Annotated in this window: 7 protein-coding genes and 1 tRNA gene; all 8 read right to left on the bottom strand. The window is 61.6% G+C overall.

Going from position 1 to position 14,427, the window contains the following annotated elements; translation table 11 throughout:
* Entirely contained in the window at positions 1-1,935 is a 1,935-nt protein-coding gene (locus LG3211_RS08320; RefSeq protein WP_057942420.1) for a sialate O-acetylesterase, read from the bottom strand.
* Entirely contained in the window at positions 1,932-3,737 is a 1,806-nt protein-coding gene (locus LG3211_RS08315) for a glycoside hydrolase family 2 protein (RefSeq protein ID WP_222837584.1), read from the bottom strand. The genes LG3211_RS08320 and LG3211_RS08315 overlap by 4 nt, the downstream gene beginning before the upstream one ends.
* Positions 3,738-3,795: 58 nt before the next feature.
* The gene (locus LG3211_RS08310; protein WP_425479956.1) at positions 3,796-5,844 is read right to left on the bottom strand and encodes a WD40/YVTN/BNR-like repeat-containing protein; all 2,049 of its coding nucleotides are present in this window, start codon (positions 5,842-5,844) and stop codon (positions 3,796-3,798) included.
* 340 nt (positions 5,845-6,184) lie between these two features.
* Entirely contained in the window at positions 6,185-9,151 is a 2,967-nt protein-coding gene (locus LG3211_RS08305; protein WP_057942418.1) for a TonB-dependent receptor, read from the bottom strand.
* A gap of 346 nt (positions 9,152-9,497) precedes the next feature.
* Positions 9,498-10,448, bottom strand: a complete 951-nt coding sequence (locus LG3211_RS08300) for a LysR substrate-binding domain-containing protein (protein WP_057942417.1) — start codon at positions 10,446-10,448, stop codon at positions 9,498-9,500.
* Between the two features lie 1,100 nt (positions 10,449-11,548).
* Entirely contained in the window at positions 11,549-12,586 is a 1,038-nt protein-coding gene (locus LG3211_RS08295) for a TraB/GumN family protein (RefSeq protein ID WP_057942416.1), read from the bottom strand.
* 865 nt (positions 12,587-13,451) lie between these two features.
* Complete coding sequence (locus LG3211_RS24790) at positions 13,452-14,027, bottom strand: Arm DNA-binding domain-containing protein (RefSeq protein WP_083512393.1); 576 nt, start codon at positions 14,025-14,027, stop codon at positions 13,452-13,454.
* Between the two features lie 185 nt (positions 14,028-14,212).
* Positions 14,213-14,297: transfer RNA gene (locus LG3211_RS08285), tRNA-Leu, on the bottom strand.
* Positions 14,298-14,427 lie beyond the last annotated feature (130 nt).

The raw sequence follows: 14,427 nt of genomic DNA, 5'->3' as shown, positions 1-14,427 counted from the left end.
TCACCACGTGTCGCTGCGGAACGGCGATGCCGGCAGCCCGTCGCGGTTGATCAAATCGGCTTGTTCTGGGTTGTCGCGCCACGCGTAACGCACAGCCTGCGGCTGCGCGACTGCGGCGCTGGTCAGGACGACGGTGTCGCCCTGGACGACAGCGCTGGCCGGATGGAAACGGCGATCGGCGCCGGCCAGTTCGAAGCCATGCGCCGCATCGCCGCCACCGCGCACGGTCAATGCACTGGTGGAAGGTGCGAACTCCACTCGCGCTTCACGGCCCTTGAATCGGGCAGTCCGGTAAACCGGCCCGGAATAAACCAGCGATTCGCCGTAGGCGACATGGCGCGCGGCCAACGCCAAGCGGCGGCCGACTTCCTGTTTGTCGCGCGGATGAATGTCGTTGGGATTGCCGATATCGATGGCGACCGCCTGCGCGGTGGCCGGCAGAGCGAGCGCGCGCGACTGCGACTCGCGCAGCAGCGCCCATGGACTGCCGGCGCCGGCACTTTCGCCAGGAACATCCGCACCGGAAATGAAATTGGCCAGTTGCACCCACAGGAACGGCAAGGCCGGCTGTTTCCAGTCGCCGCGCCATTGCCCGATCAATGCGGCGAACTGGTCGCGGTACCGTAAGGCGCCGGTCACGGAGGCATTGGATTCGCCCTGATACCAGATCACTCCGCGCAGCGGATACGGCCGCAGCGGATGGATCATCTGGTTGTACAGCAGCGCGGGGTGCTGGTTCTTGTCGTCGATCAGCGCTACCGATACCTGTGCCGGACGGAATTTCCACGAACCCTCCAAGGGCCGCTTAGCCGCGCCTTGCGGTTGTACGAACACTTCGCCAGCCTCGCCATGGATGCCACCGCCGCCGCCGAAATCCTGCACCCGCACCGCGACTTGATTGATGCCGGCGCGCAGCGCCTGCGGCGGCACCGGGTATTCGCGCGGCAGGTTGTACTGCATGCGCGTCTCGCCTACTTGCTGGCCATTGACCCAGGTGGTGTCGGAATCGTCGATGCGCCCGACGCCCAGCACGACCCCCGCCTTCGCCTCAGCATCGCTGAGGGTGAAGCTGACGCGATACCACGCTTCGCCATCCATGCCGTTGTAGCCGCCCTTTTCCCACAGGCCCGGCACCGCAACGTGATTCCAATCGTGATCGTCGAAATCGGCCTGGCTCCAGCGCGAAGTATCTACGCCCTTCTGCGGCCATCGAGCCAGCCGCGCAAGGGTCTCGGACACAGCGCTTTGATCGCGCGCTTGCAACTCACGCGCCTGCCGCGCGATCGCCTGCGCATCCAGCCCTTGCGCAGATGCCTCGGTCCAGGCCTCGATGCTGCTGCCGCCCCAGGTACTGTCGATGATGCCGATGGGGACACCCGTCTTCGCCCGCAATTCGCGCGCGAAAAAATATCCGACCGCCGAGAATGCACCTGCCGTCTGCGGTGAAGCCGCTTGCCATCGACCGCCGGTCAAACGCGCTTGTTGCTGCCCCGACCACGACTTGGGCACCTTGAAATGGCGGATACGTTGGTCGCCCGCGCCCGCGATTTCTCGCTCCGCATCCTTGGACTGGGCGACCGGCCATTCCATATTCGACTGGCCTGAAGCCAGCCACACGTCGCCGACCAGGAGATCGCGCACGACGATGGTGTTGCCCGCGTGCTCGCTGACCTTCAACAGATAAGGACCGCCAGCCGCGTGCGCGGGCAGTTCGAGCCGCCACGCGCCGTCGTCGGAAGCTGTAGCTTCCGCGCTGCGGCCGTCGAGCTCGACTTCGATCTTCGCGCCCGGCGTCGCCCAGCCCCAGACCGGTAACGGCTGATCGCGCTGAACCACAGCGCCGTCGGAAAACAGCAGCGGCAGCACGATCTTCGCCTGCGCAGGCTGCGTTGCCGTCAGCAACAGTCCCAATACGATAAAAAACGTGCGTTTCACCGTGCAACCTCTAGGTAATAGTCGTGGATCACCTGCCAGGCCAGCTTGCGCTCACCGCGCTCGGACAACAGCCCCTTGCGGTTGTAGCCGGACTGCAGCGGATGCATTCGCACCGGCGAACGGAAATCCGTCATCACCCAGGGCGCCGTGCCACGCAGGAACGGAATGCGCGCGAACATACGCAGCTGTTTGCGATAGAACTCAGCTTGGAACTCCTCGTTCCAGGCGTTGGCCACGTCGTTCGCGCCGTGATGGCCGTAGCGCGCCTCGGCGCCGAATTCGGTGATCAGCAGCGGCTTGCCGAATGGTTTCCACTCGGCTTGCTCAGGTTCGACCGGCCAGGGCGTGTACCAGCCGAAGTACTCGTTGATGCCAACGACATCCAGCGACGCGATTAACGGATCGGCGACGGTCAACGCACGACCGTGGAAGCCTGGGCCATAGAACGCCGCGCTGATCAGCCGGGCCGGATCCAGTCGGCGCGCCTGTTGCGCCAGCGCCGTGAGCGCCGCGTTGCGCGCAGGGCCGGGCGTAGTCTCGTTGGCGATCCCCCACACGATGACCGACGCGCGATTGCGGTCGCGGCCGATCATCTCCGCCAGCATGGCTTCGAGCTTGCCCTGCATGCCGGCGGCGGCGAAGTCGATGCCCTGATAGACCGGGATTTCCTCCCACAACAACAGGCCCAGACGATCGGCCAAGCGCAGCAGATGTTCGTTGTACGGGTAATGCGCCAGGCGCACGAAATTGGCGCCCATTTGTTTTGCCTGCTCCAGCATTCGCTGTGCATCGGCTTCGGAATGCGCGCGACGGCCGTCGATCTCTTCGTGGACATTGACGCCGCGCAGAAACAGTGGCTTGCCGTTGAGAAGGAGCTCGTCGCCGTGGACGGCGATGCTGCGGAAACCGATGTCTTCCTGCAGCGACTCTTCCGGCGTGGAGACTTCCACGCGGTACAGCTTAGGTTGCGCTGGCGACCACAATGCGAACGACGCCTCGAAATGCAACGGCGCGCGACCGTCTGCGCCAGCCTGGGCGCGCACGTCCACGCCCAGTTCGCGAATGCGGACGCGCACGGGTTGCCGCGGCGCGGTGCCGGCCAACTGCACCCAGCCATCGACGCGGCGCAACGAATCCGGCGCCAGTTGCAGGGAGTAGTCCTGAATGTAGGTTTTCGGAGTTTCGATCAGAGCCACATCGCGGGTCAATCCACCGTAGTTGAACCAGTCGAAACCCTGCGCCGGAATGCCGTCCTTGCGGCGTTCGTTGTTGACGTGTACCAACAGTCGGTTTTCACCAGGCTTCACCCGTTCGGTCAGTTCGAACTGGAATGGCGTGAACCCGCCTTCGTGACTGCCGAGTTTCTCGCCGTTGAGAAACACGTCGGCGCGGTAATTCGCGGCGCCGAAGTGAACGAACAAACGCCGCTCTTCGCGCGCAGCGGCAGCGGCGTCGTGCTCGAACGCCTTGCGATACCACACCGAACCTTCCAGCCAAGTCAGTTCCGGCCGTTGCGTATTGAAATCGCCCGGCACGTCCAGAGTGACGCTGTCGTCGAATCCGTATTCGAAGAACTGGCTCTTGCCTGTCGCGGTGCGGTCTTTCCAGACCGCTTTCCAATCACCCATGCCCGCGGCGTAGCCGTCCACCAGCGCCTGCCATTTGCCGTTGAGGCTGCGCCGTTTGCGGCCCGGCAAATTGGTCAGCGGTGCGGAGGCAGGCTCTGCATCGGGCGTAGAAATCCGCGCATCACTCACGCGCTCCTGCGGACGTGGCGCGTAGCCCTGCGCGGCGGCCAGCAACGGCGAACACGCCAGCAACGAAACAGCGAGCCGGCGCAGCACGTACGAGCCCGCGGATTCAGCGCGGATCGCCATACACGACCCCCCTGCCGCCGGTGGCGAAATACACTCGGCCGTACAAGCGCGGGTCGCCGGTGACGCGGTAGATCTTGCCGTAGCGATGCGCATCGTCGTCGATGCGCGTCCAGCGGCGGCCATCGTCGTCGGAACGGAACAGGCCGGTCTTGCCGGCGATCTGACCGAACAGATACAGGGCCGGCGTGTCGCTGCCTTGCTTCGGCTTGCCTAGCCCCAGCGAATACGCGTTCTCCACGCCAGGCAACTTCTCCAGCTTGTCCGCCGACCAGCGCAACAGGCCACGCCAGGAGGCAGTGAGATAGACCACGCCGCTGCGCTTCGGGTCGGGATGCACCTCGGGACGAAACCGGTCGTCGAACTCGCCCACCGCGTTCTGGGACTCCTGGAATTCCATGCCGCCGTTATTGCTGACGTACAGCTTGCCGGTGATGCCGTCGAATCCGTAATAAATGTCTTCGTCGACCTGATCGGCCTCAATCACCGCCGTATCTGGGACGCCCTCGACCTTCTGCCAGCGCTTACCGAAATCGGTGGTAATCCACGCGCCCGATTTCAACGGCGTCCAGATCACGCGCTTGCCGTCGGCGGCGATGGCGATGTGTCCGGCGCCCTCGCCCTGCGGCGGTTCGCTGGCGAACGAGCTCCAGTTGCTGCCCCCGTCGAGCGAATACGCCGCGCGCACTTCGTTGTTGTTGCGATGACGGACGGTACCGCTGCGCACCACAATCTGCGGCGCCTGCCCGGCATAGGCGATGCTCTCGCCATTGGTCAGGCGCGGACCGGCGAACTGCAACGGCGACGCCGCCAGATCGTCGTGACGGAAGCCATCGATATCGCCGACCGCGCTGAGCAGATGCGCGCCTTGCGGTGGACTGGCCAGATCCAGAGGCACGGTTTCTTCCAGATGAGTGTTCTTGAACCACCACTTCACTTTGGATTGGCTTTCGTCGAACGCGGTCAGGTTGCGCGACGCCCAGATGCCGTAGCCGGTGACGAACATCGCCTCGTCGCTGTCGAATGGATTGATCACGATGTCGGCCATCCAGTGCGGACTGGCATGCGCGGTCCACGGCGAGATGGTGTGGTCGAACTCGGAGCGCGGGAACAGCGGCTGCCAATGCCGACCGCCGTCGCTACTGCGGTAGATCTCATCGTGTGGAACGAACCGGTTGAACGTTGTCGCCAGCAACACCTGTGGATTGCGTGGATCGACCGCGACCGCGCCCCAGCCGAACCCGTCGTTTTCGGCATCGATGGACTGCGGCGCTGGGGTGATGTCGGTCCATTGGCCCGACCCGGGTGCGAACTTCCACACCGCGCCGTTGTTCATGGTGTTGGGCCCGGGTTCGTCGCCGTAGCTCAGGAAATAGTCGCCACTGGATGCACGCACCATATGGTTCGGGCGCAGGCCCACCGGCTGTTTGGCCACCGGCCGCCAGCTCGCACCGCCATCGCTGGATTCGTATACGCTGATTTCGCGGGTGGAAACACCGGCGTACAGCTTCGGCGTCGGTGCGCCCTTGTGGCCGCTGGCGGGATCGAATACGACGAACACGATACCCACTGGCTGAGGGCCCGCCCACGAAGTCTGCACGCTGGCCGAAGGCGAATGAGCGACCGCAGGAAACGACTGCAACTGCGACCAGCTTGCACCGCTGTCCTGGCTGCGCCACAGACCCGACGCGCGGGTACCGAAAAACAACACTCTGCCGTCGTTGGGGTCGACTGCCAGGCGTTCGCCGTTGCCACGCCCCATTTCGTTACCGCCCAGCTTGAACGGAAGATCGGTGCGCTGGAAGTTTTTACCCCGGTCGAGCGAACGCAGGATCGCGCCGTTGCCCACCCACTTGTTCAAGTAAGTGCCCGCCGCCAGGTAGACACGCTCGGGATCGGAAGGATCGATCGCCAAGCTTTCTATCCCCAACAGGTTGGTGTCTTCCGCGCCCAGCCAGTCGGTCAACGGCCTCCAGCTATGCGCCTTGTCGTCCCAACGGTAGGCACCACCCACGTCGGTACGCGCATAGGCCAATCCCTTCTCGGCGGGATGAAACACTAAGCCGGTGACGAAGCCACCGCCGCCGATGGAGACATTTCGCCAACGATACTCGGCGGCTTCACCCTTCGCTGCCGCGCCAGTCGCCAGCAAGAAAGCAAAGAGTGCGAATGTCAGACGAAGCTTAGGCATGGGCTCTTCTGTACGCAGTGAGGGGCGATGCAAATGCAGCGGGCACACTCTCGGGAGTCAAACGTGCAGCTGCATAGCAAGCCTTAAAGAGCAAGTCTTAACTCGCTCTGCGTTTTCTGCTCTCTGGTGGGGCGGTAAACACTAAGCGGGAGGAAGATGAGGTCCGTTCTCAGGCCTGTCACGCTTAGAACGTAACGCGAAGGGTCGCGGCGTAGCGCGTGTCGTTTACGTACCAGGAAGTGACGCGGCGGCCGGCTCCGTTCTGGTCCATCAGCGTGCGCTGTTCGGCGTTGTTGAGATTGTTCATTTCCAGGCCAAGCTGGATGTGTTCGCTGAACTTGTAGAAGATCGAGCCATCCAGCTGTCCGTAGGCGTCGCTGTACACCGGCAGCTTCCAGGCAATGCCGTTGTCGGTTCCGTTGTAGCCATTGGGCCCGGTCGACAGCAGGTATTGGCTGCGCCAGTTGTAGGCCAAACGGATCTGCCAGGGCCCCTTCTCGTAGAAGGCGGCGACGTTGTAGGAATTCTTCGACAGGCCATCGGCCGGCAAGTCGGCAAACACTGAGCCGTCGGTGTCGACCGGCTGTGTATCCAGGTTATTCGGCACCTTGGTGGAGCTGTCGATGTAGGTGTAGTTCGCCGACATTCCGAATCCGTCGAAAGGTGCCGGCAGGAAGTCGAAGAACTGGTTCCAACCGATCTCCACACCCTGGATGCGCGCCGTACCGACGTTCACCGGGCGAGTGATCAGGTAATCGTATTGCTTGCCATCGGTGCCCGGATAGGCGACCAGTTGCGTCTGACGGCGGAAATAGTCCTCGACGTCCTTGTGGAACAGGTTGATCCAGGCCATGCCGCCGCGATCGGGATCGAAGTACCACTCCAGCGACAGATCGAACTGCTTGGCCTTCATCGGCTCCAGGTAGGGGTTGTCGAAGGAACTGCCCGCCAGATTCAGCTGAGTGACCGGCAGGCTCGAGGGGTCACCCGGGTTTGGCTGCTCGACCCCCTGCTTCGGATCGGCGTTCAGTACCTGGTACGCCTGCATATCGCTGAAATTCGGACGGGCGATGGCTTTGGAGGCGGCGAAACGCATGATCAGGTTATCGGCAACTTCCCAACGCAGGTTCAAGCTGGGCAGTACGTCCGTATAGGAATTTTTGGCCGTGATGGGCTCCGATTCACCGGCTCCCAGATACGGCGCAAAAGATTTGTTCGGATAGACTAAAAAGCCGCTGGCGGCATTCTCGGTGCGCACCACACGCACGCCGACGTTGCCGTCCAGACGCGCGTTGTCGAGACCAAAATTCGCCATTAGATAAGCAGCCCGGGTGGTCTCGGCCTGGACGTTGGTGTGCAGGTTGTCCGGTTGCGTTGTCGTGTACGAGATGCCAGAACCAGGCTGGTAATACAGAGCGGCAGCGTCGTGGATAGCCTGATAGCTGCCTGGATACCCAAGCGCAGTACTTAGAACCGGCGCGTAGAATCCTCCCGGCGCGTTGGCGTCGCCACGATAAAAGTTGTCGAACGAATTCACGTGCACCAGGCTGGAGTTGACTTCGCCGTTTAGATTCAGCGACGGCATCGCGCCATTGGGCAACGCCCCCCCGCGCATCCAGGTCTGGAACACGGGTTTCCAGTTGTAGCCGGTATCGATGCTGGTGGCGCCACGATCGGTCAAACGTACGCCGAACTTGATCGACTTGATGAAGCCGCTATCGAAGCTGTGCTTGAGGTCTGCGCGCCAAGCCAGTTCGTCGGCCTTGTTGTCGTCCTGATGGTCCATGGTGAAGCCCCAATAATAATTACTGGGATTGCCCGTGAACTGTTCGTCGACGCCGATGGTCGGTCTGCCGCCGAGGGTGACGTCGATATAAGGCACGTTGACGCCCAGGGCCACCGTCGAATCGAGGCCCTGGGTGGTGGCCTTGATGTACTGAAGATCGGTCGTCAGTTCGGTGCTGTCGCTGAGCGACCACTTCAATCCGAAGGAAAAGTCGGTGGTCTTGGATTTACGGTGAGAGGCACGGATATCCGTCCCCATGGGAACGCCGCCGGGCTGGGTCAGCCGGCCGGAACGGAATACATCGCCGTCCATCTGATAAGGCTGACTTGCGTCGAGCATTACTTGCAGGGGATCGTTCGAGACGAAGATGGCATCCTCGTTCCAGAGCTCATCGTATTTGCTCTGGAAAGCGGTCGCGTAGAGCTCAACGTCGTCGCTGGGGCGCCACTGCAGAGCGATATAGGCGCCATCGCGCTCGCGTTCGTACTCCAGGGTGCGCCAGTCGGCGCCGCGTGGCAGCCAGAGCCCCTCGTTGACGCCGTCGCCATTGAGATCGTTATTGCCGTTCTTGAAGAACGGACGCACGAACAGGCCGTCGGTGCGTGTGGCGAGTTCCGAGTGGGTGATATCGACCAGGAAACCGACTTTCCCAACGCTGGTGTCCCAGGTGTTGCTGTAAAGGGCGGAGACGGTAGGCTTGTATTTCTCGGCGAAGTCGCCGTAGTTCTCGCTCAAGCTACCGCTGATCTTCTGGCCATCGAAGTCGAAGGGCATGAAGGTGCGCAGATCTACGCTGCCGCCCACTCCTCCCTCGATCATATCGGCCTTCTGGTTTTTGTAGACATCGACGCCAGCCATCAGTTCGGCGGGCACGTCCTGAAAACTCAGGTTGCGGCCGCCGGAGGCGGAAAAGCTATCGCGACCGTTCAGTTCGGAACGGACCTGGGTCAAACCGCGGACCTGTACGCCGCTGCCCTCGGCAGAGAAGTGTTCCGGATCGCCCACTGACAGGAAGTGGTCGATGGTCACGCCGGGGATGCGTGAAAGCGTTTCAGTGACGCTGCGATCGGGCAATGCGCCGATGTCTAACGCGGTGACGGAATCGACGAAGGTGTCGGAGTCACGCTTGAGATCCTGTGCCTTGACGACGGAACCTCGGATTCCGGTGACGACGACAGCGTCCAGATCGACGGCCGCTTTTTTCTTCTCGCCGGCGTTGTCCTGGGCGATCTGGGGTTCTTGCGCATAGGCATTGGCGCTGAGTAGCGCTGCGATGCTTAAAGCGATGGCCGAATGCTGCAATCGACGGAAACTGGCAGGCCCGGCTACCCGGTTCGCCCGAGTACGGCTTTGGCGCGTTGACATGGTTGTTCCCTCCCAGGACACCTTGACGAACGATTGGCTGGTTTTCTAACCCGTGGGTACTGTTGTGCCCCTGTTCGGGTTCGTAGATGTTTTCGCGCCCGCCCCGGCGTCTGCCGGTTCCCCGTGCGTTGTTATCACTCGTCCCCTCGGTTGTCGCGACATCGCTCCAACAGGTGTCCGACTGCTCTGGACGTTATGTCGCATCCGCCTGGCGCCGATGTCGCGTTGCGACTTCCATGGCAGCATAGGCCGCTCTCGACATTCCACACCAATGAAATGTTTGGCAAAAACTATGTGTTTTTGGAATACATAACCGAAAAATCAGCCGGTCAGGCGGCGCAATCGGTTATAGGGCTGGATATAAATTGCGTGCGGTTGCGCGCAGCGCCTGCAGGACGCATTCCGCCCCGGGAGACAGTTGCTGGTCGCGGCGGCGGATGATTCCGAAGAATTCCATTCGCACGCGCAGATCTATCGGCAAAACCTGCATTTGCGCCGTTTGAATGTACGGCGCCACCGATTCGGCAGGCAGGGCGGTCAGCAAATCGCCGTAGCGCAGCAGATGAATAATGAGCGGTAGCGACGCGGTCTCGATGATGTTCTGCGGCGGCGCCAAGCCATGTTCCAGGAACATCGAATCCAAACGCGTGCGCAATATGCTGGCTGCCGGCGGCATGATCCAACCGTACTCGAGCAGATCGGCGTAGGTCACTTCATTGCGCTGCGTCAACGGATGCCCGGCCCTTACGATCACCGAATGTGGCTCGTCGGCCAGCGGCTCGAACTCCAGATCGCCTGCTCCTTCCGGACCCAGGATCCGGCCGATCACGATGTCCAATTGCCCGCCCAGCAGCTTCGCCACCAACGGCCGGCTGTAATCCATATCCACCCGGATCAGAATGTCGGGGAAGTCGCGCTTCACCGCGGCGATGGCCTGCGGGACCAAGTTAGTGCCCGGATTGACCACCGTACCAATCGCCGCCTGGCCCATGCGTCCGCTGCGCATGGCTTCTATCTCGTGATGGGCGCGTCCAATTTCCGACAAGGCCGAGCGCGCACGACGGATCAATGCCTGGCCATACCAGGTGGGCTCCACCCCACGCGCGTGCCGCTCGAACAGCGGCACGCCCAAGATGTGTTCCATTTCCGACAGCAGCTTGGAGGCCGCTGGCTGGGTCATATCGGCCGCATCGGCCGCTCGCACCACCGAGCGGTGTTCGTACAAGTGCAGTAGCAGCTGCAGGTGGCGGGTTTTAAGCCGCGAAGCCTTTAACAGTTTGACTGGGGATTGGATCATGGGACTCTCCCTCGATCGCTCAGCAGCTATATGCGCGGGGACAGCACATGACAAAGATTTCATTTTTCGCATATAGCTAGCTCCAGCACCCCTATGCCACGCCGATCTACTGTTGTCGCCCGCCTCCTGCGAACGTTGCAACGAATGAGAGAAGAACAATTGTCCCGTACGAGTCGCACGAGGTCCTCTGCCGTCATCACGTCAGGCGCGGGCACGGAATCATCGCTGCAAGCCGGAAGCACTCCGCTTAAGTTCTTCAACAGAGCCAACGGTCGCGCGCCGCCCGGCGCGCGACCGCGCGACGCTCAAGTGCGCCATACAGCGCGTGCAAGCCGTACGCCATGTCCTCTTCCCTGCTCAAGTGCGCCATACAGCGCGTGCAAGCCGTACGCCATGTCCTCTTCCCTCCCGTTCGAACGCTCCCATCTTCCGGCTCTTGTGACGGTGATCGTCACCGGCAGATGTGGAGCGGAGCGAGTGATACGCCCGAATGGCAGCGCTGTCAATCTTAAAATGGTAGCGCTGCCACTTTGTTCTTACGGCGTCACGCCATTGCTCCGTGTAATGCGTGGATGCCGCACCGCAGCAGCGTATCTGCGCGACGTTCATCGGGGGCGGACGCCGTCGTTAACGTCGCTGCCGGTCGGCCAATGGACCACGCTCGGGATACCGTTGAAGCGTCTCGCTCTGGCCGGCGCGAACCTGTCGAAGTTGTCCGGCTTATCGACGATCGAAACCTCCGCACCTTTTTCAACTGTCGTTCTCGCGCATCGCGCTGACCCCGCAAGGCGAAGCCGATCGGACGCTCGGATGCGGAGCCAATGAGTAACCTGGAGCCAGAGATTGTCCCGAGCTTCGGCATGGAGCACACCGATCAGTGGGTTTTTTTCATGCCCTGGCTAAAGCGACAAATGAGGAAGTCCGATTGCCATCCTGCTTCGGGCGCGGCTCGCGCGAGGCCGGGCCGCGAAGCGGCTTCGGCTTGCATGGCACCGTGGCAGCGAAGTGCTGGCGAAGACGGCTCGAATAAGATGGCGTCAGGTCCAGAGCATCCGCGTGCGCAAACGCGACTCGACCGATAGCGAAGAGGCAACCTTGAGTTAAGGCGATTCTACTTCGTAGCCTTTGGCTTGCAACTTGGCGACGAGACCGTCTGGCTTGAGCAACTGCGAAATTTGCACGGTCGCGAATACGACCTTATGCTCCTGCAGCGCGTCATCTACGACCTGGTACCACCGGCTGGCCATTTTCGATTGAATATTCTCGATGCCCAGCTTCTGCGTGAAGCCCGAATCAGTAAGCGAGCTCTGGCAGGCCAGGCTTTGGTCGTCGTAAGGCAATGCGCGCAGAGCGTCGATATCGCCGCCTGCCCAAGCATTGGCACGAGTCTTCATGACCGCCAGATCGGTCTCGAGCCGGTCGAGGGTTTTGCGTAAACACTCCACGTCATTGAGCGTAGACGCGTTGAATTCTTTGAGCGTTTCCTTCGGCTCATCGATCTTGATAGTCAAGACTGTGGGGCGCGTTTCGATGCCCGCGGCCTTGACCGCTTTGTCCAATACCGGCCCTATGATGCCGGACTCGACTAAGCCATTTTTCTCCAGCGCGGCTTGATAGAGCTCGTTTGCCGCAAACACGGGGCGCCACTTCTCGCTAGTCCTATCGTTGCCAATGTATTTCACTTTCAGCACCTGCCAGCGCGCGTATAAATCCGGCGGCAGCACTTCCTGAAGCTTGGTGCCGTTCGGATTTTTTCGGAGTTTGAACAGCGAAGGCACCAGTGACAGCCGGCCGAAGAATCCAATGTCGGCGGTAACGGCCAAGCCGGGGCTCTGCAAGACAACGCCCGATGCCGCGACTGCCGCATTCACATCGCGAGACACCCAGGTGATGTTCTTAGGCAGCGGCGATAGCGTGCCGAGTATCCAGAGAACCCGGTCGCCCTTATGAAATCTCCACAGCCCTGGGCCTGGTTGCACGCCAGTCACCGTGATCGCGTCCATATCGACAATGGCCGAAGGGACATCCGCGATGCTCGCAGACAGTGGCGACGATTTGGCCGCATCTACCGCCGACTGCGCTGCCGCCGACCCTGCTATCGTCGCGATCATGACGCCCACTAGTAGCTTTCCTTGCATTTTGTGCGCTCCAAGGTAGATATCGGGAACTGCCGCCGGTCACTGCCGATCGCATCCCAAGGAAGGAAGCGGCGGCGACTATCAGCAGCATGTCAAAAGTTCTCGCCCAACGAGCGAGAACTGTCGACCTCAACGGCACGCGCAAGCGAGCGCGCCGTTACTCGGCATACCCTATCAAACTGAGCCGCGAAGCGGCTTCGGCTGTCGTTTGGGCCACAGGCAAGCTTCTTGCCTCGCAAAATAAAAACCCGGCATGAGCTGGGGTTTTCGTTAGTGCGCTGGAGCGGCGCTCCCGCCATCGCCTAGAACGGAATTCAGCAGCGCGACTGCGTAATCCGCTCCTGAATCCATCTCTCGATCTCGTGTGCAACACACATCGTTGCGGAGCCGAACTTCACAGAATCACCAAGCCGCTCTCGCGCCACGGTTCCAAACATTGCACGGAACCCATGCGTCGCGTGGACACCTTGAAGCCCCGCGCGGCGTAGCGCAGCACTAAGTGCATTTCGATGAAGATGCGGAGACTTCTGGCGCGCCAGTGGAGGGAACACGTACTCATCGTCACCGGTGGACTTCAGCATTCCCTTTATTTCGTTCACCGCTTGAAGCGGCAACGGAACCACGTGGGCATTCCGAGTCTTCATGCGCTCTGGAGGGACCAGTCACTCCGCATCGTGCAAGTTGATTTCCGACCACCGTGCTCCGGCGACAACCCCAGGGCGCAGGGCGGTCAGCATCGTCACGATGAGGGCCGCCCGCGTCACAGATGAGTCGTAAGCGTCGACTGCCGAGAGCAGCGTCCGATTCTCGTCAGGGTTCGTCGCCGCCGCTATATGGCCCTTCCCGTGCTTCGGGACAGCGCCCTTCAGGGACAGATGCCGCCCCTCTTCGCGCAACCGGAATGGATCGCGAATTCCGCGATCGAGCCAAAATGTCCGCGCGCCTTCTGCGCCAAAGCTGGCGCGCGAGCCGCGAGCTTTGGCGATCGCCTTACGCGCTTCAGGAGTACCCAAGCTGGCGATGTCCAAGCCCTTGAGCGAAGGATGCAAACATTGCTCAACGACATAGCCGGCTTTCGGCAGGTCTCTGATGCCCAGCCGGGCTTGTTGTGCGCCAGCCAGTCGGCAGCAACTTTGGAGAAATCGCGGTCTTCGGCAGTGAGCAGGGCCTGCTTAGCTTCTTTCCGGTCGCGGGACGGATCAACACCGCCCCGCAGCGTTGCCCTGGCGACAGTGAGGCTGTCGCGTGCCTCTTTCAAAGAGACTTCCGGGTATACGCCCAGGCTCAGACGCTTGGCCTTCCCCGCAAACCGATATCGGAAGCGCCAGTAGCGGCCACCGTTCGGCCATACCTCAAGAGACAGCCCATCGCCGTCTGCGATGTTGCAGATGCAGGCCTGCGGCTTGATCGCGCGCAGCGCCTTGTCTGTCAACTTCCCCATTTCTCGCGGTCCCCGGTGCGCGTGTACAAGTCTCGGCCGAGGCCACCGACCTGTACACCGCTTTGGTCACGGAGCGGGCGAGCTGCTGGGAGACAGGCAGCCCCTCCCAGAAACAAAAAACCCGCGCATTTGCGCGGGTCTTTGTGCATTTCTGAGACGTTGGGAGCTGTACAGAACTGCTTAAATGGTGCCCAGGAGAGGACTCGAACCTCCACGGTTTTACCCGCTAGTACCTGAAACTAGTGCGTCTACCAATTCCGCCACCTGGGCCAATCGCTGCGGTTTCGATGAACCGTCGCCGCTGCGAGGAGGCGTATGTTGCGTTGCGGCGCCTCCGCTGTCAACGGTTGCGTGACAACTTTTTTTCAGCCGGCGGCTCCTCCCCGGGGCCGCACAGCCC

It is taken from the genome of Lysobacter gummosus (genome assembly GCF_001442805.1).
Lineage (GTDB): Bacteria > Pseudomonadota > Gammaproteobacteria > Xanthomonadales > Xanthomonadaceae > Lysobacter > Lysobacter gummosus.
This window is presented reverse-complemented; position numbering and strand designations above follow the sequence as displayed.

Coding starts and splice junctions, on each gene's coding strand:
- LG3211_RS08300 (WP_057942417.1), bottom strand. CDS start 10,448: ATGATCCAATCCCCAGTCAAACTGTTAAAGGCTTCGCGGCTTAAAACC.
- LG3211_RS24790 (WP_083512393.1), bottom strand. CDS start 14,027: ATGGGGAAGTTGACAGACAAGGCGCTGCGCGCGATCAAGCCGCAGGCC.
- LG3211_RS08295 (WP_057942416.1), bottom strand. CDS start 12,586: ATGCAAGGAAAGCTACTAGTGGGCGTCATGATCGCGACGATAGCAGGG.
- LG3211_RS08305 (WP_057942418.1), bottom strand. CDS start 9,151: ATGTCAACGCGCCAAAGCCGTACTCGGGCGAACCGGGTAGCCGGGCCT.